This window comes from Streptomyces sp. CB03238, assembly GCF_002099185.1.
Classification (GTDB): Bacteria; Actinomycetota; Actinomycetes; order Streptomycetales; family Streptomycetaceae; genus Streptomyces.
On sequence record NZ_NBCN01000007.1, the window covers coordinates 587,436 to 606,844 of the forward strand.

The following is a 19,409-nucleotide window of genomic DNA, read 5'->3' on the forward strand; positions in this document are numbered from 1 at the left end:
TTCATGTCCATGCGCGAGCTGCGGAGAGAGTGCGAAGCCGGCCTCGCCGACCTTCCCATCCCGGCCCCCTTCACCATCGAAGGGCTCGTGGCCAACATGGAGGCCGCCCGGGGCCGCACCATCGTCCTGCGCGAACTGCCCGACCACCTGGCGCGCGTCAACGCCGCCTGCGGGCTGCGCCTCAGCTCCGGCACGACCAGCATCGTCCTGTACCGCAAGCGTCCCACCGCGTACCAGACGCAGCACGTCATCCTGCACGAGCTGTGCCACGAGTGGTTCGACCACGGCACCTCACTCGACGTCGGCCAACTGCGCCGCCTGCTCCCGGTCTTCGACACCTCGCTGATCTCCCGGGTGCTCGACTCCGGCGCCACCGTCCAGGCCCGTGCGCAGTACGACACGCACGACGAGCGGGTCGCAGAGTTCGGGGCCTCCCTCATACCCCGGATGGCGCGCGACATGACCAGCGATGACATGGTGGGACGGCTCGCCAACTCGCTGTCCCGGCCCGTCGCCCACCGGCGGCGCGGCCTGTTCCGACGTACCCCCAAGGATTCCGCGTGACCGCGCTCGACCTCGCCGGCTACCTCATAGCCGGTCTGATGACTGCCGTCGCCCTGTGGCGTATGCCGGCCGCCCTGTGGGGCGACGAGGAGGACCAGCGGCGCCGGGCTCTGTGGGGCTGTTACGCGGGGTTCGCCGCCGCGCTGTGGACCAAGACCGAGGCCGTACGCACCGGGCTCAACAACAGCCCCGTCGTGGACCTCGCCGTCCTCATCAAGCACTACACGGCGACCATCGCGATCCTCGCCATCCTCAGCTACATCGTCGCCATCTACGGCCACTACCCGGAGGGCGGCAGCGTCCCGCGGCACGTGCGGTTCGCACGCGCCGTCCAGCACGTGGCGGCGAAGGCGTCCGTCGCGACGCTGATCCTGCTGACCGTGCTGTTCTTCACGGTGGTCGACCGGTCCGTGCCCTCCGACCGGTTCGTCTCCGACCACGCCGGACAGTGGGGCGCCACGCTCTACATGAGCGTGTTCTACCTGTACTTGGGCGCCGCGTCCGCCGTCTGCGCGTACCAATGGGCGCTCGCGACCGGGAACGCGCGGCTGCGGCACCTGCGGGTCGGGCTCGGCATGATGACCGCCGCCATGTTCATCGGCGTGGGCTACACCGTCAGCCGGACGCTGTTCATGTGGATCAGCGTCGTCCACCGGCCCAGCCACGGCTTCGCGCAGACCTTCGACAAGGTCACCGAGCTGGCGCAGATCGTGCTGTTCGCGCTCTTCGCGGTGGGCGCTTCCCTCCCCGCCTTCAGCAAGGGCTGGCGGCGCGTGAAGCTCTGGCGGGCGCAGGCCCAACTGCATCCGCTGTGGCGCGCGTTGATGACCGCCTTCCCCGACCAGCCGTTCGAGCCGCCGGCCTCGCTGGTGCGGGAGCTGACCCGGTTCGACACCCCCGCCGACCTGCGCGTCGACCGCTGGGCCGCCGACATCGCCGACGCCGTCGAGAAGCTGCGGCACTACGTGCCCGACGGCCTGGTCGGCGCGGCCGCGGACGCCGCGGGCGGCCCCGGCCCGCTCGCCGACGCGTACTGGATCAAGGCCGCCCTCGCCGCCAAGGCGGGCGGCACGCCCGCCGGGAAGGCCGCCGCCGTCGAGGCCAGGCACGCCACCGACCAGGACGACGAGGTGGCGTGGCTGGTACGGGTCGCGGCCGCGTACCGCAGAGCCGACGACGACCGGGCACGTGCCCTTCTCGCGTCCCTGGAGCACAGCGCATGACCAGCACGGACACCACCGCCCGTACCGACACCGCCCGTACCGTCACCGATGTCCTCCAGCCCCGCAACGTCCTGCTCGTCGGGATGCTCGCCATCGGGTGGGCGGCGGCCGGTCACTGGTCCGGCCTGCCCTGGGGCCTCCTCGGCGCGCTGTGCGCGGGGCTGATCCCCGCCGGGTACATCGAGTGGGAGCGGGGGCGCGGCACGTGGGGCGACCGGCACGTCGTCGACCGCACGAAGCGCGCGCCGATCTTCTTCGTGATACTCGGCTCCATCGGTACGGGCTCGGTGGTCATGGTCCTCGGGCACGCCCCCACGGGCATCCTCGTGGCGATGCTCGCGCTGTGGGTGATGACGGTCGGGCTGCTGGTGGTCAACACCGTCTGGAAGATCTCGGTCGACTCGGCCGTCGCCTCGGCCGTCGTCGCCCTGCTCTCGGTGGTCCACTCGCCCTGGTGGCTGGCGGCGTACGCGATGACCGTCGCCGTGTGCTGGTCGCGCGTGGCGCTCGGGTACCACACGGTGGCGCAGACGGTGGCGGGCGCGTCGCTGGGCGCGGCGACGGCGGCGGCGTCCTGGCTGATGTGAAGCGTGGCCGATGTGAAGCAGCCTCGCGGAGGTGAAGCCCGGCCGATGTGAACCGGCCCCCGGGCGGTGTCACCCGGTGGCCAGCAGCTCCGCCAGGAACGCGTCCAGGTCCTCCAGCCGCTCCTGCCCCGCCGGGACCTCCTCGTACGTCCGCGCCAGGAAACGCCACAGCGACGGCACCCACACCGTGAACACGGCGGTGTCCAGCAGCTCGATGCGCAGCTCCTCGCGGCTGCCGTTGAGCGCCGGCCACATCCGTACGTCACCCTCGCCGACCGGCTGCGCCATGCCGTCCCGCAGCATGTCGCGGTCCAGGCGCCATTCGGCGTACACGAACCCGCCGTGGGTGAACCCGACCGTGACCGCGTACGGGTCGCGGGTGTCGTAGACCAGGTGGGCCAGGACGGGAAGCTCGTGGCCGTCCGGCGAGAGAAGTCGCATGAAGACCTTGTCGCGCAGGACCGCGTTCATGTCGTTCCTCCAGAGGAATGGGTGACGAGGACCCCCTCTCAGGTGCCCCGGGAAACCCGCGATACTCCGGTCGGCCGCACATCACCCTGCGGCCCCTCCGGCCCGTCCATACCGTGGCTGAATGATCGTCAGTTCACTCGTGGCCGCCGCCCTGCTGCTGCTCCCGTCGATGCCGGCCGCCGACCCCGCCGCCGGCCCGCGCCCCGTCGAACCCGTGCCGCCACCGGCCGCCGTACCCGTCGACCCGGCGCTCCTGCACCGCCCCGGCACCCAGGTGCGCCTCCCGCCCGGCGTCAAGGCCCCGCCCCGGCTGTCCGCCCGCTCCTGGCTGGTCGCCGACGCCGCCACCGGTGAGGTCCTCGCCGCCCGCAACGCCCACCGGCGCCTGCCGCCCGCCTCCACGCTCAAGGCCCTGTTCGCGCTGGCCGCGCTGCCCGGCCTGTCACCCGAGCGGCAGCACACGGTCAGCAAGCACGAGCTGCGGGGCATCGGGGACGGCAGCAGCCTGGTCGGCGTACGCGAGGAGGTCACCTACCGGGTCGCGGACCTGTGGCGCGGGGTGTTCCTCAGCTCCGGCAACGACGCCGTCCGCGTCCTCGCGGGCCTCAACGGCGGCTGGTCGGAGACCGCCCGCGAGATGCAGACCACGGCCCGGTCGCTCGGCGCCCTCGACACCCGGGTGGTGTCCCCCGACGGGTACGACGCGCCCGGCCAGGTCTCCTCCGCCTACGACCTGGCGGTCTTCGGCCGGGCGGGGCTGCGCAACCCGGACTTCGCCCGCTACGCCGCCACCGCCTACGCCAAGTTCCCGGCCGGGCGCTGGACCTACAGCATCCGCAACACCAACCGGCTGCTCACCGGCGCCGACGGCGTACGGCGCTACCCGGGGATCCTCGGCATCAAGAACGGCTACACCACCAACGCCGGCCACACCCTGATCGCCGCCGCCCGCAAGGGCCCGCGCACCCTGGTCGTCTCGGTGATGAACCCCCGCCGGGGCGGTGCCTACGCGGTGTACGAGGAGGCCCGCGACCTGCTCGACTGGGGCTTCGCGGCGGCGCCCCACGCCCGCCCGGTGGGCTCCCTCCTCCCGCCGCGCGCCGCCCTCCCGGTCAGCGCGGCGGCCCCGCCGGCCCCGGCGCCGGCGCGCTCGGTCCCGCCGACCGCCGCCGTCTCCGTCGCCACCCTCCCCGACCCGGCCGGCGAGGACGGCCCACGGCTGTTCCTGCCGGTCACCTTCGTCGGGTCGGCGTGCCTGGCGGCGGCCACGCTGTGGCTGGTGCGCCGCCGTGCCCCGCGCTGATTCACAGGGGCAGGTCGTCCGGCAGAACCCGGAACACCTTGTGACGGCCGAGTGGCCGCACGGAACGGAAGTCCCGGCGGTCGAGGGTGAGAACGGCGTCGGTGTCGTACTCGGCGGCCAAGGCGACGTTCACCGCGTCGGCAAGGTCGAGGTCGAGCGCGCGGTAGCGGGCGCGCACCGACTGCGCCACGCCGAGGTGGTCGTCGGTGACCTCCGGAACGGACACGCGCCCTCTGCGCATCCAGTGCCGGATGTCGTCCACGGCGCTGATCGCGGGCCCATGTGTGACGCCTTGCCGCGCGTGCCCGGCCGCCGTCCGCCGTCGTCCGTGACACTGCCTCCATGACACACATCCCCGTGATCCTGGACTGCGACCCCGGGCACGACGACGCCTTCGCCATCCTGCTGGCCGCCGCCCACCCCGCCATCGAGCTCCTCGCGATCACCGCCGTCGCCGGCAACGCGAGCGTCGCGAAGACCGCCCTCAACGCGCGCCGCGTGTGCACGGTCGCCGGGATCGAGGGCGTACCGATCGCCGCCGGGCTGGCGCGGCCGCTGCACGGGGCCGGGATCGTCGCCGGGGACCTCCACGGCGAGTCGGGCCTCGACGGCCCCGGTTTCGGCGAGCCGACCGTCCCGCTCGACCCGCGCGACGCGATCACGCTCCTCCGCGAGACGCTGCTCGCCCACCCCGTGCCCGTGACCCTCGTCCCGACCGGCCCGCTCACCAACATCGCCGCGTTCCTGCTCGCCCACCCGGACCTGGCCGCCGACCGGATCGACCGGATCGTGCTGATGGGCGGCTCCACCGGGCGCGGCAACCGCACCCCGGCCGCCGAGTTCAACATCGCCGCCGACCCGGAGGCCGCCGACATCGTGTTCTCCAGCGGGCTGGACGTCACCATGATCGGGCTGAACGTCAGCCACCAGGCCCCGGCGGCCCCCGACGTCCTCACCCGCCTGGAGGCGCTCGGCACGCCCCTGTCACGGCTGTGCGTCGAACTGCTGACGTACTTCGGCACCACCTACCGCGAGGTCTTCGGCTTCGCCGCACCGCCCCTGCACGACCCGCTGACCGTCGCCCACCTCATCGACCCGGACCTTGTCACGACGGTCCGCGCCCCGGTCGCCGTCGAGCTGACCGGCACCCACACGCGCGGCGCCACGGTCGTCGACCTCGACGGCGTCACCGGCCGTCCCGCCAACGCCCGCGTCGGCACCGCCGTCGACGCCCCCGCCTTCTGGGACCTGATCATCGACGCCGTACGGACGCTGTCCGATCGCGCTACTCCTCCGAGCAGTCCAGCCCCTCGCGCGAACCGCTGAGCCGTTCCAGGAGCGTGCGCAGCGAGGCGCGATCCCGCTCGGAGAGGGCGGCGAACAGCTCGCGCTCGGCCGCGTTCAGGGCGGTGTCGACCTCACGCAGCGTCGTCGCGCCCTTGTCGGTGATCTCGACGATGTGGCGGCGGCGGTCGGCGGGGTCGCGGCGGCGTTCGGCGAGGCCGGCGCCTTCCAAGTCGTTGAGGATGGCGACCAGTTGGCTCGGGTCGACCTCCATCGTGTCCGCGAGCGCCCGCTGGCTCGTGGGGCCGGCCGCGAGGTGCATGAGCGTCATGGCCTGACGCGGCGGCAGTCCGGTGACGCCGAGCGCGCGGCGGATCCGGGCGCCGGCCAGCTCACCGCGCCAGGCGAGGACGAACCCGAGGCGGTCCGTGGGGGCGGGGTTGCCGTCTGCTGCTGCCATGCGGACACCGTAACAGTCACTCCATTGTGGAGCTGGATAAATGATTTATACTGTTCAATCATTCAGCGCCATCGACCATTGGAGTGCATCAGATGTTCATCGCGTACGCCGTCGTCGCCGGGGCCCTCGCCCTCGTCCTCACCGCCTCCGCCACCTTCACCTACGCCCGCAACGACCAGATCACCGGTTCGATGACCAAGCTGGGCGTGCCGGACACCTGGCTGCCCGCACTCGCCACCGCGAAGGCGGCCGGCGCCGCGGGGCTGCTCCTCGGGCTCGTCGTGCCGTTCATCGGGTCCGCCGCCGCGATCGGCGTGGTGCTGTACTTCCTCGGGGCCGTCCTCACCCACATACGCGCACGGGACTACGCGCTCGCCCCGGCGGCCGTCCTCACCCTGGCCGCCGGAGCCGCGCTGATCCTCCGGATCGGGTCGATGTGACGGTCGGCGGTCGGCGGTCAGCGGTCGGCGGTCAGCGACGGAGCGCCCACTTCTGTACGGATTCCAGCGGGCCGGTCGAGAAGCGGCGCAGCCACAGCGTGGAGCCCACCAGCAGCACCACCGACACCGCCGCCCACAGCCCCATCACCCACCACGGCCGCCACGGCTCGCCGAGCTCAGCCGCGAGGCCCAGGCCGATGCCGTACGAGACGAGCATGCAGATCACGTTCTGTGCGACGTAACCCGACAGTGCCATCCGGCCCACGGACGTCAGGCCGTTCATCAGTGGCCCCGGACGCCGTACGCGGTCCACCACCGCCCCGATGAGGCCGATGTACCCGACCGCCATCAGCGGCGCCGCCCCGTACCGCCCCAGCAGGAAGAAGTCCCCACCGCCCACCGCGACCGCCACGTTCAGCGGGACACCCAGCCCCAGCCCCCACGCCAGCATCCGCGCCCGGATCCGCCGCGCCGCCTCGTCCGCCCCGAAGGCGCCCGCCCGGAAGAGCCGCACGCCCAGCAGGAAGAGGAACAGGAGCAGGAAGAACGTCAGGACCGGCTCCATGCGCAGGGCGATCGCGTTCTCCAGGCGGAAGGCGATCTGGTCCGCCCAGCTCCCGTGCGCGTACAGCTCGACGACCTCCCGCGAGGCGCCGCCACCGTCCGGCGAGGAGCCCGCCGGGGCCGACGCCAGCGCCGCCGTCAGCAGCCCGATCACCGTCAGGTGCACCCCGGCCGCCCACCACATCACGCGCCGCCACGCCCGTTCCGAGCGGGTCAGCAGCCAGGCCACGAGCAGCGCGGTCACCGCGTACCCCATCAGCACGTCCCACGCGAAGACCAGCACGAAATGCACGGCCCCCTCCCCGAACAGGAACAGCGCCCGCCACTTGTACCGCCCCGGCCACGGCTGCCCGCGCCTGGCCGCCGAGCCGTACTGGATCGCCAGCCCGACCCCGAACAGGATCGTCAGCATCGACAGGAACTTCCCGTCCGCCAGCAGCCGGAACACACTCTCGGCCGCGTCCGGGAACGACCCGAACGACGTCTCACCCAAGGAGCCTTGCAGGACGCCCCACTCCGCCCCCGGCCCCGTGAACACCCACACATTCGTCATGAGCGTCCCGAGGATCGCCACCCCGCGCAGTACGTCGAGGAGGGCGAGGCGTTTCGGGGAACCGGCGGTCGTCGGTGCGGGAACGCGAAGAGTCTCGGTCATGCATCCAGCGTCCCGGCGGCCCGGGCCCGAAACGTCGTGAGCACAGACGAACTCGCGGTACATCGAAGGATGTACGTCCACGAAAAATGCGGTGGACAGGCGGACCACCCCCGCCGGATAGTGCGCCCCATGGCTTCTCTCGTGCGCCACCTCACCTTCGACTGTTCCGACGCCTACAGCCTGGCGCAGTTCTGGGCCGCCGTACTGGACGGCAAGGTCACCGACGAGGACTCCCCGGGCGACCCCGAAGCCCTGGTCATCGCGCCGGGCTCGGCGCTGCTGTTCGTGGCGGTGCCGGACGCCAAGACCGTCAAGAACCGGGTCCACGTCGACCTCCAGCCCCAGGACCGGTCCCGGGACGAGGAGGTCGAGCGCCTCGTCGCGCTGGGCGCCACGGTCGTCGCTGACCACCGCGTGCCCGACGGGAGAGGCTGGGTGACCCTGGCCGACCCCGAGGGCAACGAGTTCTGCGTCGAGCGCAGCCTCGCGGAACGGGACGCGTCCTAGACGGCGCCCTCGGCCGCCGCCCCGACGAACACCGCGAACGCATCTGGGGCGACCCGGAAGCCCGGCCCGTCGGGGCGCTTGGAATCCCGGACGGCGATGTGGGGGTCGAGGTCGGCGACCTCGACGCAGTCGCCACCGGTGTCGCCGCTGTAGCGGGACTTACGCCATTGTGCGCCCGTCAGATGCTGGTTGGTCCCCATGGCGTTCCTCCCGTACGCGGGCGATCAGCGCCGCTGACTCCCCCACGGAGAGGGCCGCAGCCTGCAAGTCCGCCGCTCCTTCGGGTGGTGCTCAGCGAGGCGGTGCTCCGCCAGGAGGTGGGGCGGCCGGCCGGGCCGGAACCAATGCGGCGGTTGGTGCCACATCACCAGGGCGTGGAGCCACGTAGTCCAGCGGCGGCGCGCTCGGGTGCAAGTCGCGGATGTGCGTCATGGTGGCCGAGCGTAATGATCACCCAACTGGCTGGCTCACGCCACGGCCTCGGTGTGAGCGCCCTGCCCACGGTGGGCGGGGCGTCCACCCCGGGGGGCGGCGGCCACGCGGCCACCATGAACAGCACGCCCACACCCGGAGCCTGTTGACCGTTTCGTCCGAGTTTATGGGGTACCCGTACCGTATGAAGACGCAAGCAGGGCCCAGCAGCGACCCCGTGCCCGGCATACCCGAGGTCACGGAGCCCCTTGACCGGCCGATCGCGATGAGGCGTGAACTCCGTGGACGTATCCGCCTGTACCAGGCCGCCGTTGTCGGTACGGAGCCCGAAGCGCCCGTGTGGGACGGCAACATCGTCCGGGGCGAGGACTGAGAGGAGCCGATGACCCGTTCGGCGGGTCCGGCCGTGCGGGAGGGCCTTGGCGCACGCACCGTGGGGGAGTGACATCGACAGGCAATGCGTACGTGTCCGGCCTCGTGGCGTTGCTCCTGGCCGCCGCCTCGGGATGCGCGGCCGACGCGGCGCAGCCCGAGGCGCCGCCCTCGGCCGTGAGCAGCGCCGGCGCTGCCGAGGCGACCGCCCCGCCCCTGCCGGAGCTGGCGTCCCGGCTTCAGGAGCACGTGGCCGCCGTCTGGCCGCGCACGTCGAGGATCTGGCCCGGCGCGGACTTCACCCGCCATGTCCTGCTGGTCTCGGACGGGCGGGGCGCGTGGGCGGTCGACAAGGACGGGAAGCGGGAGGTGCCGCTCGCGGATCTGGCGAAGGGCGGGGTCACCGTCCCGCCGAACGAGGGCGGCTTCGGGGCCGTGACCTGGGACGGGCGCCGGGGCATCATCGTCAGGCCGGCGCGCACGGCGGGTGTGGATCCCACCGGCTTCGACACGGCCGACGTGGCGGGACGCACCTTCGGGCTCGCGACGCACGAGCAGTTCCACACCTACGTACAGCAGGACAAGAAGGGCGGCTGGGTCTGGGAGTCGCTCCGTGCGCTGGAGGAGAAGGCAGAGGGCGGCGAGGACACCCGGGCCCAGCACTATCCGACGCGGACCGAGCCCCGGATGTACCGCGCGATGGTCTACAACAGCCTCCTCGCCGCCTACAAGGAGCCGGCCGAGCGCCGGAAGCACCTGGCGGCGGCCGCGCACTGGCAGCGGACCTGGGCGGCGAAGTACCCGGATGAGGCGAAGGCCCAGCCCATGCTGGACGCGCTGGAAGGTTCGGCGCGGTACTTCGAGTCGATGGCCGTGGCCATGGCGTTGGTGGAGGATCCCGACGACCCCGCCCAGGTGCGGGGCCGGCTGACCGGCACTCTGAAGCCGCTGAGGGCCGTGAACAAGAACTTCGAGCCGTACGCGGTGGGCGCGAGCGCCCTCTTCACCGCCGACGCCATGGGGCTGAACGCGCGGCAGGCCCTCGTCGAGGAGCCGGTGACTCCCCAGGACGTCGTCCTGAAAGGGGTCGTGCCCGCCGCGCAGTCCATGCCCCCGGACGTGAAGCGCGGCATCGAGGAGAGCGCGGCCGCCTCCGACAGGAAACTGGCGCCGGACATCGAGCCCTTCGTCGCCGGCATGAACGACAAGAGCAAGTGGATTCTGCTGGCTCCCCTGAGCGCGGCCATCAGCACCCTGGGCGGGTCGGGTTTCTACACCACGGACGAAGTGCCCCTCACCATCGTCCCCAAGGCCCGTCTGCACTTCAGGCTGCGCGGTGGAAATCTCGACATCGACGGCGTCACCGTCGCCGAGGTCCCCATGGAAGGACAGATCTACTTCGGGACCCCCCTCGACCCCCGGGACAGGACCGTGTCACTGAAGGGCAGGACGCTGACGCTCACGTCCCCTAGCCTGAAGGGGACGTTCACGGTGACGTCCAAGACGGACGAGGGGCAGCGTTTCCTCTACGCCCAGGAGCCGTGACGTCAGTCCAGGTGGGCGTACGAGCGGGGGTGGGCCGTGAGGTATTGGCGCAGCGTCATCGGGGCGTGGCCGGTGAGGCGGCGAACCGTGTCGGCGGCCGTGCTCATCTCGCCGGCGGCGATCGCCTCGTAGGAGGTGACCCAGCCGGTGACCTCCCAGTGCTCGGCGCCGTACCGGGCGCGGGAGGCGTAGGCCTCGGCGCGGGTCTCGGGGACGTAGGTGATCGTGCGGCCGGTGGCGCGGGAGAGTTCGGCGGCCGCTTCGGCGAGGGTGAGGGCCTCCTCGCCGGTGACGTCGTAGGTGGCGCCGTCGTGGTCCCCCTCACCCAGCAGGACCGCCGCCGCGACGTCCGCGATGTCCTCGTGGGCGACCGCCGCGACCCGGCCGTAGCCCGCCGGGCCACGGATGACGCCGTCCTCGCCGGTCATCGCGGCGAACCCGGCCAGGTACCAGCTGTCGCGCAGGAACGTGTGCGGGACGCCCTTCGCCTCGATGTACCGCTCGGTGTGCCAGTGGTCGCGCGCGAAGGTGAACGTGGCCTGCGGCGCGGCGCCCAGGAACGACACGTACACGATCCGCCCGACGCCCGCGGCGAGCGCCGCGTCGATCGCCGTGCGGTGCTCCTGGATCCGGTCGGGGCTCTCGTGCGCCGACACCAGGAACAGCGTGCCGGCGCCGTCCAGGGCGCGGCGCATCGCCTCGCCGTCCCCGTACGGCGCGGGCGCGGCCTTCACCGCGCCCGGCAGCTCCGGCAGCCGGGCCGGGTCGCGGCCGAGCAGCCGTGTCTTCACGCCCCGGTCGGCGAGGCGGCGGGCGACGCGGCCGCCGATACGGCCGCTCGCCCCGGTCACAGCGATCACGGAGGACATACGGCCGAGTCTGTCAGCCGTAGACCTCCGTGACCTCCAGCACGCGCGCGGTGATGCGGCCGTCCGGCGTACGCTCCGGGTCGGCCAGGTAGGCGCGGTAGGCGTCCTCCGACGGGAACGTCAGCAGGTGGACCTCCGACAGGCCGTCGGCCGTGCGCAGCCGCCGCTCCAGCCGGCCGCCGTGGCGCGGGAGGAGGGCGAGCGCCTTCTCCTCGTACGCCAGGGCGTCCTCGACCGCGTCCGCCGGATGGTCCAGCAGCACCGCCAGCCGGAAGAGGGGCGCGGCGGACGGCTCCAGGGACTTGTAGAAGTGGACGTCGACGTTCCCGCCGGGGATGCCCTCGGACCGGCCCGTCTCGACGTACCCCAGGCGCCGGTAGAAGGGCGGCGCCTGGAACGAGAACGACGACACGATCATGCGGTCGCAGCCGCGCCGCCGCGCCTCGTCCTCCGCCGCGCGCATCAGCTTCGTACCGAGCCCGGTACCGCGCTGGTCGTCCCGCACCCACAGCATGCTGACGCCGCCGAGGCCGCCCCACGTCCAGCCGGTGAGCCCGCCGACGATCTCGCCGGACTCGTCGTCGGTGGCCCGCACCGACAGTTCGGCCTCGTCGTGGGCGCCGGTGGCCGCGTTGTTGAAGGCGGTCAGCTCCTTGTCGAGGCGCGCGGACAGTTCCTTGTCCTCGCCGCCCACCGTGATGGTCACTTGTCCTCCAGGTCGCCCTCGGTCTCCAGGAACACCTGCCGCAGCTGTTCCAGGACGGCAGGGTCGGGCTTGGCCCACATGCCGCGCGACTCGGCCTCCAGGAGCCGCTCGGCGATGCCGTGCAGGGCCCAGGGGTTGGCCTCCTGCAGGAACGCCTTGTTCTCCGGGTCCAGGACGTACGTCTCGGTGAGCTTGTCGTACATCCAGTCGGCGACGACGCCGGTGGTGGCGTCGTACCCGAAGAGGTAGTCCACGGTCGCGGCCAGTTCGAAGGCGCCCTTGTAGCCGTGGCGGCGCATCGCCTCGATCCAGCGGGGGTTCACGACCCGGGCGCGGAAGACGCGGGAGGTCTCCTCGACGAGCGTGCGCGTGCGGACCGTCTCGGGGCGGGTCGAGTCGCCGATGTACGCCTCGGGGGCCGTGCCCTTGAGCGCGCGGACGGTGGCGACCATGCCGCCGTGGTACTGGAAGTAGTCGTCCGAGTCGGCGATGTCGTGCTCGCGCGTGTCGGTGTTCTTGGCCGCCACCGCGATGCGCTTGTACGCGGTCTCCATCTCGGTGCGGGCGGGCTTGCCTTCGAGGCCGCGCCCGTACGCGTAACCGCCCCACACCGTGTAGACCTCGGCGAGGTCCGCGTCGGTGCGCCAGTCGCGCGAGTCGATGAGCTGGAGGATGCCCGCGCCGTACGTCCCCGGCCGGGAGCCGAAGATGCGGGTGGTGGCGCGGCGTTCGTCGCCGTGTTCGGCGAGGTCGGCCTGCGCGTGGGCCCGTACGTGGTTGTCGGCGGCCGGCTCGTCGAGGGAGGCGGCGAGGCGGACGGCGTCGTCGAGGAGCCCGATGGTGTGCGGGAACGCGTCACGGAAGAAGCCCGAGATGCGGAGGGTGACGTCGATGCGCGGGCGGCCCAGCTCGGCGAGCGGGATGGGCTCCAGGCCGGTGACGCGACGGGAGGCGTCGTCCCAGACGGGGCGGATGCCGAGGAGGGCGAGCGCCTCGGCGACGTCGTCGCCGGCGGTGCGCATCGCGCTCGTACCCCACAGGGACAGGCCGACGGAGGTCGGCCATTCGCCGTTGTCGGTGCGGTACCGCTCCAGGAGGGAGTCGGCGAGGGCCTGGCCGGTCTCCCAGGCGAGGCGGGAGGGGACGGCCTTGGGGTCGACGGAGTAGAAGTTGCGGCCGGTCGGCAGGACGTTGACCAGGCCCCGGAGCGGGGAGCCCGAGGGGCCCGCCGGGACGAAGCCGCCGTTCAGGGCGTGGACGGCGTTGTCGAGTTCGTCGGTGGTGGCGGCGAGGCGCGGGACGACCTGGCGGGCGGCGAAGTCGAGGATAGCGGCCACCTGCTCGCCGTGGCCCTCGGCGACGGAGGGCACGGCGGCCGGGTTCCAGTCGGCGGCCTCCATCGCCTCGACCAGGGCGCGGGCCTTGGCCTCCGCCTCGTCGGCGGTGGTGCGGGTCGCGGCGGACTCGTCCAGGCCGAGGGCCTCGCGGAGGCCGGGCAGGGACTGCGTACCGCCCCAGATCTGGCGGGCGCGGAGGATCGACAGGACGAGGTTGACGCGCTCGGGGCCGGTGGGGGCGCCGCCGAGGACGTGCAGGCCGTCGCGGATCTGGGCGTCCTTGACCTCGCAGAGCCAGCCGTCGACGTGGAGGAGGAAGTCGTCGAACCCGTCGTCGTCCGGGCGGTCCTCCAGGCCCAGGTCGTGGTCGAGCTTGGCGGCCTGGATGAGCGTCCAGATCTGGGCGCGGATCGCCGGGAGCTTGGCCGGGTCCATGGAGGAGATCTGCGCGTACTCGTCGAGCAGCTGCTCCAGGCGCGTGATGTCGCCGTACGACTCGGCGCGGGCCATCGGCGGCACCAGGTGGTCGACGAGGGTGGCGTGGACGCGGCGCTTGGCCTGGGTGCCCTCGCCCGGGTCGTTGACCAGGAACGGGTAGATGAGCGGAATGTCGCCGAGGGCCGCGTCTGGGCCGCACGCGGCGGACAGGCCCGCGTTCTTGCCGGGCAGCCACTCCAGGTTGCCGTGCTTGCCGAGGTGGACCATGGCGTCGGCGCCGAAGCCGCCGTCGGAGGCCGGGGTGCCGATCCAGCGGTAGGCGGCCAGGTAGTGGTGCGAGGGCGGCAGATCGGGATCGTGGTAGATCGCGATCGGGTTCTCGCCGAAGCCGCGCGGCGGCTGGATGAGGATGAGGAGGTTCCCGCGCCGGAGGGCGGCGAGGACGATGTCGCCCTCGGGGTTGCGGGAGCGGTCGAGGAACATCTCGCCGGGCGGCGGGCCCCAGTGCTGCTCGACGTTCTCGCGCAGCTCCTCCGGCAGGGTGGCGTACCAGCGCTTGTAGTCGGCGGCCGGGATGCGGACCGGGTTGCGGGCCAGCTGCTCCTCGGTGAGCCAGTCCTGGTCGTGGCCGCCCGCCTCGATGAGGGCGTAGATCAGCTCGTCGCCGTCGCCGGACGCCAGACCGGGGACTTCTTCGCCGCCGAAGTCGTACCCCTCCTCGCGGAGTCGGCGCAGCAGCGCGACGGCGGACGCGGGGGTGTCGAGGCCGACGGCGTTGCCGATGCGGGAGTGCTTGGTGGGGTACGCGGAGAGGACCAGCGCCAGGCGCTTGTCGGCGTTCGGGATGTGGCGCAGCCGGGCGTGGCGTACGGCGATCCCGGCGACGCGCGCGGCGCGCTCGGCGTCGGCGACGTACGCGGGCAGGCCGTCGGCGTCGATCTCCTTGAAGGAGAACGGGACGGTGATGAGCCGCCCGTCGAACTCGGGGACGGCGACCTGGCTGGCGGCGTCGAGCGGCGAGAGCCCCTCGTCGTTCTCCTCCCAGGTGGAGCGCGAGCCGGTCAGGCACAGGGCCTGGAGGATCGGTACGTCGAGCGCGGCGAGGGCGCCCGCGTCCCAGGACTCGTCGTCGCCGCCCGCCTGGGCCTCGGCGGGCTTGGTGCCGCCGGCGGCGAGGACGGTGGTGATGACGGCGTCGGCCGTCCGCAGGCTCTCCAGGAGCTCCGGCTCGGGGGCGCGGAGGGAGGCCACGTACAGGGGGAGGGCCTGGGCGCCGGCGTCCTCGATGGCGTCGCACAGGGTGTGGATGAACGCCGTGTTCCCGCTCATGTGGTGGGCGCGGTAGTACAGCACGGCGACGGTGGGGCCGGTGGTGGTGCGCGCGGTCCGCTCCAGGGGGCCCCAGGTGGGGGCGGCGGCGGGGGGCTCGAAGCCGTGGCCGGTGAGCAGGACGGTGTCGGAGAGGAACCGGGCGAGGTGTTCCAGGTTGTCCGGGCCGCCGTGGGCGAGGTAGGCGTGCGCCTCGGCCGCGATGCCGATCGGGACGGTGGAGGTCTCCATCAGCTGGGCGTCGGGGGCCTGTTCGCCGGTGAGGACGACGAGGGGCTTCTCCGTCGCGCGGAGGACCTGAAGGCCGTCCTCCCAGGCGCGGATGCCACCGAGGAGCCGTACGACGACGAGGTCGGCGCCGCCCAGGAGGGCGTCCAGGTCGTCCAGGGGGAGGCGGGCGGGGTTGGCGAAGCGGTACTCCACGGGCCCGCCGGCCGCGCGGGCGCTGAGCAGGTCCGTGTCGGAGTGCGACAGCAGCAGGATCGTCGTCGCCTCGGGGCTGGTGGCGGGCGTGGTCGCGTGCGTCATGGCGTGCGCAGGCCTTCCTCGGGGTGTCCGCGCCCCGGGTGGTCGTAGGACGGCGGGAGTTCCTGACTCGTCCGGTTCGGCCGGACTCACAGTGGCGGGACCGCGCCGGATTCTCACCGGGCTTCCTCCCTAGGGCCCTGGGACCCTGTGCCGTCTGCATAGTAGAGGCTGCGCGTATGCTCGCCGCCATGCCGCCCAGCTCACCAAATCCCCAGGACCGGGGTGAAGCTCACATACGGGACCGTGTCCGCGACCGCGGTGACGCTTGCCCGGGTGCGCTGCGGCTGCACCATGCCGATGACGGCGCCCTGGCCCGCCTCCGCCTCCCCACCGGAGTGCTGACGTCCCGTCAAGTCCTGCTGCTCGCGGACGCGGCGGACCGCCTGGGCGACGGGCACCTCTCCCTCACCTCGCGCGGCAACATCGAGCTGCGGGGCCTCGGCGAGGGCTGCGGGCTCGGGCTGGCGGACGTGCTGCGGGAGGCGGGTCTCCTCCCCTCCGAACGGCACGAACGGGTACGGAACATGGTGGTTTCGCCGCTCGCGGGCGCGGAGGTGCAGGCGTGGGCCGCGCGCCTGGACGAGCTCCTGTGCGCCGAGGACTGGACGCCCGAGCTCTCCGGCCGCTTCCTGTTCGCCGTGGACGACGGGCGGGGGGACGTGGCGGGCCTGGCCCCGGATGTGACGTTGCTCGCAGCCTCGGGGGGCGGTGCCCTGCTGCGGGTCGCCGACCGGACATACCGCGTGGCGGCCGCCGACGCGCCGCGCGCCGCGCTCGCGGCGGCCGGGGCGTTCCTCGCGGCCGCCCGGGAGGCGGGCACCGGCGCGTGGCGGGTGCGGGAGCTGCCGGCGGGGCAGGACGTGGACGTGACGGGACACCTGCGGCGGGCCGGCATCGCGGCGGAGCCCGTACCGGACGCCGGCCTGCCGGCCGGGGGGCCGCCCGCGCCCGGCGTCATCGGCGACGGCACGGACTCCGTCGTCTCCGTCCTGGCCCGCCTCGGCCGGGTGACGACGGCCCAGTTCCGGGCGCTGCTGCCCGCGCGTGAGGTACGCGTCACCCCGTGGCGCGGTTTCGTCCTGCCGGGCCTCGCCGGCCGGGCGGCGGCCGAGGAGCGGCTGCGCGCCCTCGACGAGGCCGGGTTCCTCACCCGTACCGACTCCCCCTGGATCGGTGTCACCGCGTGCACCGGACGCCCCGGCTGCGCCAAGTCCCTGTCCGACGTACGGACGGACGCGCGGCCCCGCGAGGGTGAGTTGCCCGTCCACTGGTCGGGGTGCGCCCGCCGCTGCGGCCACCCGCAGGGCGCGTGGACCGACATGGTGGCGACCGGCGAAGGTGCGTACCAGCAGACCGTGGTGACCGTACAAGGATCGACGAAATGAGCGAGAGCAGAGTGTTCGACTACGAGAAGGACGGGGCGGAGATCTACCGCCAGTCCTTTGCCACCATCCGCGCCGAAGCGGATCTCGCGGGCCTGCCGGCCGACGTCAGCCAGGTCGCCGTACGGATGATCCACGCCTGCGGCATGGTCGACCTCGTCCGCGACCTGGCGTACACACCGGACGTGGTGGCCCGCGCCCGCGAGGCGCTGCGCGCCGGCGCGCCGATCCTGTGCGACGCGCAGATGGTCGCGAGCGGCGTCACCCGCAAACGGCTGCCCGCCGGCAACGACGTGATCTGCACGCTCTCCGACCCGTCCGTCCCGGCGCTCGCCGCCGAGCTGGGCACCACGCGCAGCGCGGCCGCGCTGGAGCTGTGGCGTGACCGCCTCGAAGGGTCGGTCGTCGCGGTGGGCAACGCCCCCACCGCCCTGTTCCGGCTCCTGGAGATGATCGGGGCGGGCGCGCCGCGCCCGGCGGTGGTGATCGGCATCCCGGTCGGGTTCATCGGGGCGGCCGAGTCCAAGGACGCGCTGGCGGCGTTCCCGGGCCTGGAGCACCTGGTGGTGCGGGGCCGGCGGGGCGGCAGCGCGATGGCGGCCGCGGCGATCAACGCGATCGCCCACGAGGCGGAGATCCAGGCATGACGGGCATGACGGGCACGAGCGGCAAGCTGTACGGCGTGGGGCTCGGCCCCGGCGACCCGGACCTGATGACGGTGGCGGCGGTGAAGGCCATCGCGGCCGCCGACGTGATCGCGTACCACTCGGCGCGGCACGGCCGCTCGATAGCGCGGTCGATCGCGGCGGAGCACATCCGCGAGGACCATATCGAGGAGCGGCTGATGTACCCGCTCACCGTCGAGACGACCGACCACCCGGGCGGCTACCGGGGCGCGCTGAACGACTTCTACGAGGAGGCGTCGGCGCGGCTGGCCGCCCACCTGGACGCGGGCCTGACCGTCGCCGTCCTCGCCGAGGGCGATCCGCTCTTCTACGGCTCGTACCAGCACATGCACAAGCGGCTGGCGCACCGCTACGAGACGGAGGTGATCCCCGGGGTCACCTCCGTGAGCGCGGCGGCCGCCCGGCTCGGGGAGCCGCTGTGCGAGGCCGAGGAGGTCCTGACGATCATCCCCGGCACGCTGCCGGAGGACGAGCTGGCGGCGCGGCTGGCGGCCACGGACTCGGCCGTCGTCATGAAGCTCGGCCGGACCTTCCCGACCGTGCGCCGCGCCCTGGAGCGGGCGGGCCGGCTGGACGACGCCCGGTACGTGGAGCGGGCGTTCATGGCGGGCGAGCGGACCGGGGCGCTGGCGGACGTCGACCCGGAGTCCGTGCCGTACTTCTCGGTGGCCGTGCTGCCCTCCCGTATCGACGCCGAAGCGCCCGCGAGCCGGGAGACCGGCGGCGAGGTCGTGGTCGTGGGCACCGGTCCGGCGGGCGCGCCGTGGCTGACGCCCGAGTCGCGCGGCGCGCTGGTGAACGCCGACGACCTGGTCGGCTACACCACCTACCTGGACCGGGTCCCGGTACGCCCCGGCCAGAACCGGCACGGCTCCGACAACAAGGTCGAGTCGGAGCGGGCCGAGTTCGCCCTGGACCTGGCCCGGCGCGGGCGCCGCGTGGCGGTGGTGTCGGGCGGCGACCCGGGCGTGTTCGCCATGGCCACGGCGGTCCTGGAGGTCGCCTCGGAGCCCGCGTACGCGGACGTCCCGGTCCGCGTCCTGCCGGGCGTGACCGCCGCGAACGCCGCCGCCGCGAAGGCGGGCGCCCCGCTGGGCCACGACTACGCGACGATCTCGCTGTCGGACCGGCTCAAGCCGTGGGACGTGATCGCCGAGCGGCTGCGCGCGGCGGCGGGCGCGGACCTGGTGCTGGCCCTGTACAACCCGGGCTCGAAGTCCCGTACGCACCAGGTCGCGGCGGCCCGCGAGCTGCTGCTCGAACTCCGCGCGCCCGAAACGCCGGTGGTCGTGGCGCGGGACGTCGGCGGGCCGGAGGAGTCGGTTCGCGTGGTGACCCTGAAGACCCTGGAGCCGTCGGAGGTCGACATGCGGACGCTGCTGCTGATCGGCTCGTCGCAGACGCGAGCGGTCGAGCGGGGCGACGGCCGGACGATCGCCTGGACGCCGCGCCGGTACGGCTAGCGGTCCGGACGTCCATCTCGAAAATACGTGCGGGGGCGGGGCAACCCTGCCCCCGCCTCACGAGTCACAAGAGCGTCTGAAGTTCCCGTGATTCCCTTTCACGTGAACGACGTTGGTCCGAAAGGGGCCCCTTCCTCTGTGATGACTCGTACCCGGTTGAGCGCGCTCGCCGCGACGGCCGCCTTCGCCTCCGCCGGCGGCCTGATCACCGCCGCCACTCCTGCCTCCGCCGCTGTCACCTGTGCTTCCCCGGTGTGGACGGCG

19 protein-coding genes, 2 pseudogenes and 1 riboswitch are annotated in these 19,409 nt (G+C 73.1%); of the genes and pseudogenes, 12 read left to right on the forward strand and 9 right to left on the reverse strand.

The features are described 5' to 3' along the window. Positions 1–3 precede the first annotated feature (3 nt). Genes BKD26_RS15845 through BKD26_RS15855 form a run of 3 tightly spaced genes read left to right on the forward strand, consistent with a single transcriptional unit; the run spans position 4 to position 2,374 of the window. Complete coding sequence (locus tag BKD26_RS15845; protein WP_084898455.1) at positions 4–564, forward strand: toxin; 561 nt, start codon at positions 4–6, stop codon at positions 562–564. Further along, on the forward strand, positions 561–1,787 hold the full coding sequence (locus tag BKD26_RS15850; RefSeq protein ID WP_084898456.1) for an MAB_1171c family putative transporter: 1,227 nt from the start codon (positions 561–563) through the stop codon (positions 1,785–1,787). Before BKD26_RS15845 ends, BKD26_RS15850 begins: the two co-directional genes overlap by 4 nt. Continuing rightward, positions 1,784–2,374, forward strand: coding sequence for a hypothetical protein (locus BKD26_RS15855; RefSeq protein WP_073756682.1), 591 nt, complete (start codon positions 1,784–1,786; stop codon positions 2,372–2,374). The genes BKD26_RS15850 and BKD26_RS15855 overlap by 4 nt, the downstream gene beginning before the upstream one ends. 69 nt (positions 2,375–2,443) lie before the next feature. Here the strand turns inward: BKD26_RS15855 and BKD26_RS15860 are convergent, their stop codons facing one another. Continuing rightward, positions 2,444–2,845 carry an SsgA family sporulation/cell division regulator gene (locus BKD26_RS15860; RefSeq protein ID WP_084898457.1) on the reverse strand — a complete coding sequence of 134 codons (402 nt, stop codon included), beginning with the start codon at positions 2,843–2,845 and terminating at the stop codon, positions 2,444–2,446. Positions 2,846–2,966: 121 nt separating this feature from the next. On the opposite strand from BKD26_RS15860, the gene BKD26_RS15865 reads away from it, so the two are divergent. After that, on the forward strand, positions 2,967–4,148 hold the full coding sequence (locus BKD26_RS15865; protein WP_084898458.1) for a serine hydrolase: 1,182 nt from the start codon (positions 2,967–2,969) through the stop codon (positions 4,146–4,148). A 1-nt stretch (position 4,149) separates the two neighbouring features. On the opposite strand, the pseudogene BKD26_RS15870 reads toward BKD26_RS15865, so the two are convergent. Then, a pseudogene (locus tag BKD26_RS15870) lies at positions 4,150–4,422 on the reverse strand (PIN domain-containing protein); the annotation flags it as partial. Between the two features lie 68 nt (positions 4,423–4,490). Between BKD26_RS15870 and BKD26_RS15875 the strand changes: the two are divergent. Then, the gene (locus BKD26_RS15875; RefSeq protein ID WP_084898459.1) at positions 4,491–5,474 is read left to right on the forward strand and encodes a nucleoside hydrolase; all 984 of its coding nucleotides are present in this window, start codon (positions 4,491–4,493) and stop codon (positions 5,472–5,474) included. On the opposite strand, the gene BKD26_RS15880 is transcribed toward BKD26_RS15875, so the two are convergent. Then, positions 5,434–5,892, reverse strand: a complete 459-nt coding sequence (locus BKD26_RS15880; RefSeq protein ID WP_084898460.1) for a MarR family winged helix-turn-helix transcriptional regulator — start codon at positions 5,890–5,892, stop codon at positions 5,434–5,436. The two genes, BKD26_RS15875 and BKD26_RS15880, sit on opposite strands and share 41 nt — an antisense overlap. 92 nt (positions 5,893–5,984) lie before the next feature. Between BKD26_RS15880 and BKD26_RS15885 the strand changes: the two genes are divergently transcribed. Continuing rightward, positions 5,985–6,332 (forward strand): DoxX family protein, encoded by a 348-nt coding sequence (locus BKD26_RS15885; protein WP_107417860.1) that lies wholly within the window; start codon positions 5,985–5,987, stop codon positions 6,330–6,332. A 31-nt stretch (positions 6,333–6,363) separates the two neighbouring features. Here the strand turns inward: BKD26_RS15885 and BKD26_RS15890 are convergent, their stop codons facing one another. Continuing rightward, entirely contained in the window at positions 6,364–7,551 is a 1,188-nt protein-coding gene (locus tag BKD26_RS15890) for a DUF418 domain-containing protein (protein ID WP_107417861.1), read from the reverse strand. 129 nt (positions 7,552–7,680) lie between these two features. Between BKD26_RS15890 and BKD26_RS39775 the strand changes: the two genes are divergently transcribed. Then, positions 7,681–8,058, forward strand: a complete 378-nt coding sequence (locus BKD26_RS39775; RefSeq protein ID WP_084898462.1) for a VOC family protein — start codon at positions 7,681–7,683, stop codon at positions 8,056–8,058. Here the strand turns inward: BKD26_RS39775 and BKD26_RS15900 are convergent. Together BKD26_RS15900 and BKD26_RS41340 are read right to left on the reverse strand one after the other, a co-directional pair. After that, positions 8,055–8,258 carry a DUF397 domain-containing protein gene (locus BKD26_RS15900; protein ID WP_084898463.1) on the reverse strand — a complete coding sequence of 68 codons (204 nt, stop codon included), beginning with the start codon at positions 8,256–8,258 and terminating at the stop codon, positions 8,055–8,057. The two genes, BKD26_RS39775 and BKD26_RS15900, sit on opposite strands and share 4 nt — an antisense overlap. Next, positions 8,218–8,331: pseudogene (locus BKD26_RS41340) on the reverse strand (XRE family transcriptional regulator); the annotation flags it as partial. The gene BKD26_RS15900 and the pseudogene BKD26_RS41340, both read right to left, overlap by 41 nt. A 343-nt stretch (positions 8,332–8,674) precedes the next feature. Here BKD26_RS41340 and BKD26_RS39780 point away from each other — a divergent pair. Beyond that, positions 8,675–8,863: a hypothetical protein gene (locus tag BKD26_RS39780; RefSeq protein ID WP_143662658.1), complete on the forward strand. Its 189-nt coding sequence runs from the start codon at positions 8,675–8,677 to the stop codon at positions 8,861–8,863. A gap of 68 nt (positions 8,864–8,931) precedes the next feature. Further along, on the forward strand, positions 8,932–10,407 hold the full coding sequence (locus BKD26_RS40270) for a hypothetical protein (protein WP_179166556.1): 1,476 nt from the start codon (positions 8,932–8,934) through the stop codon (positions 10,405–10,407). 2 nt (positions 10,408–10,409) lie between these two features. Here the strand turns inward: BKD26_RS40270 and BKD26_RS15910 are convergent, their stop codons facing one another. Genes BKD26_RS15910 through cobN form a run of 3 tightly spaced genes read right to left on the reverse strand, consistent with a single transcriptional unit; the run spans position 10,410 to position 15,614 of the window. After that, complete coding sequence (locus BKD26_RS15910; RefSeq protein ID WP_084898465.1) at positions 10,410–11,276, reverse strand: SDR family oxidoreductase; 867 nt, start codon at positions 11,274–11,276, stop codon at positions 10,410–10,412. Positions 11,277–11,289: 13 nt separating this feature from the next. After that, the gene (locus BKD26_RS15915) at positions 11,290–11,982 is read right to left on the reverse strand and encodes a GNAT family N-acetyltransferase (RefSeq protein ID WP_107417863.1); all 693 of its coding nucleotides are present in this window, start codon (positions 11,980–11,982) and stop codon (positions 11,290–11,292) included. Then, positions 11,979–15,614, reverse strand: coding sequence for a cobaltochelatase subunit CobN (gene cobN / locus BKD26_RS15920; RefSeq protein WP_084898467.1), 3,636 nt, complete (start codon positions 15,612–15,614; stop codon positions 11,979–11,981). The genes BKD26_RS15915 and cobN overlap by 4 nt, the downstream gene beginning before the upstream one ends. A 33-nt stretch (positions 15,615–15,647) precedes the next feature. Further along, positions 15,648–15,784: riboswitch (cobalamin riboswitch) on the reverse strand. An 18-nt stretch (positions 15,785–15,802) separates the two neighbouring features. Here cobN and BKD26_RS15925 point away from each other — a divergent pair. Genes BKD26_RS15925 through BKD26_RS15935 form a run of 3 tightly spaced genes read left to right on the forward strand, consistent with a single transcriptional unit; the run spans position 15,803 to position 19,145 of the window. Continuing rightward, entirely contained in the window at positions 15,803–16,999 is a 1,197-nt protein-coding gene (locus BKD26_RS15925) for a cobalamin biosynthesis protein CobG (protein ID WP_241518673.1), read from the forward strand. After that, complete coding sequence (locus tag BKD26_RS15930; RefSeq protein ID WP_084898469.1) at positions 16,996–17,643, forward strand: precorrin-8X methylmutase; 648 nt, start codon at positions 16,996–16,998, stop codon at positions 17,641–17,643. Before BKD26_RS15925 ends, BKD26_RS15930 begins: the two co-directional genes overlap by 4 nt. A gap of 5 nt (positions 17,644–17,648) precedes the next feature. Further along, complete coding sequence (locus BKD26_RS15935) at positions 17,649–19,145, forward strand: precorrin-2 C(20)-methyltransferase (RefSeq protein ID WP_084898523.1); 1,497 nt, start codon at positions 17,649–17,651, stop codon at positions 19,143–19,145. The last annotated feature ends 264 nt before the right edge of the window (positions 19,146–19,409 follow it).

Coding starts and splice junctions, on each gene's coding strand:
- BKD26_RS15845 (WP_084898455.1), top strand. CDS start 4: ATGTCCATGCGCGAGCTGCGGAGAGAGTGCGAAGCCGGCCTCGCCGAC.
- BKD26_RS15855 (WP_073756682.1), top strand. CDS start 1,784: ATGACCAGCACGGACACCACCGCCCGTACCGACACCGCCCGTACCGTC.
- BKD26_RS15860 (WP_084898457.1), bottom strand. CDS start 2,845: ATGAACGCGGTCCTGCGCGACAAGGTCTTCATGCGACTTCTCTCGCCG.
- BKD26_RS15865 (WP_084898458.1), top strand. CDS start 2,967: ATGATCGTCAGTTCACTCGTGGCCGCCGCCCTGCTGCTGCTCCCGTCG.
- BKD26_RS15875 (WP_084898459.1), top strand. CDS start 4,491: ATGACACACATCCCCGTGATCCTGGACTGCGACCCCGGGCACGACGAC.
- BKD26_RS15880 (WP_084898460.1), bottom strand. CDS start 5,892: ATGGCAGCAGCAGACGGCAACCCCGCCCCCACGGACCGCCTCGGGTTC.
- BKD26_RS15885 (WP_107417860.1), top strand. CDS start 5,985: ATGTTCATCGCGTACGCCGTCGTCGCCGGGGCCCTCGCCCTCGTCCTC.
- BKD26_RS15890 (WP_107417861.1), bottom strand. CDS start 7,551: ATGACCGAGACTCTTCGCGTTCCCGCACCGACGACCGCCGGTTCCCCG.
- BKD26_RS39775 (WP_084898462.1), top strand. CDS start 7,681: ATGGCTTCTCTCGTGCGCCACCTCACCTTCGACTGTTCCGACGCCTAC.
- BKD26_RS15900 (WP_084898463.1), bottom strand. CDS start 8,258: ATGGGGACCAACCAGCATCTGACGGGCGCACAATGGCGTAAGTCCCGC.
- BKD26_RS39780 (WP_143662658.1), top strand. CDS start 8,675: ATGAAGACGCAAGCAGGGCCCAGCAGCGACCCCGTGCCCGGCATACCC.
- BKD26_RS15910 (WP_084898465.1), bottom strand. CDS start 11,276: ATGTCCTCCGTGATCGCTGTGACCGGGGCGAGCGGCCGTATCGGCGGC.
- cobN (WP_084898467.1), bottom strand. CDS start 15,614: ATGACGCACGCGACCACGCCCGCCACCAGCCCCGAGGCGACGACGATC.
- BKD26_RS15925 (WP_241518673.1), top strand. CDS start 15,803: ATGCCGCCCAGCTCACCAAATCCCCAGGACCGGGGTGAAGCTCACATA.
- BKD26_RS15930 (WP_084898469.1), top strand. CDS start 16,996: ATGAGCGAGAGCAGAGTGTTCGACTACGAGAAGGACGGGGCGGAGATC.
- BKD26_RS15935 (WP_084898523.1), top strand. CDS start 17,649: ATGACGGGCACGAGCGGCAAGCTGTACGGCGTGGGGCTCGGCCCCGGC.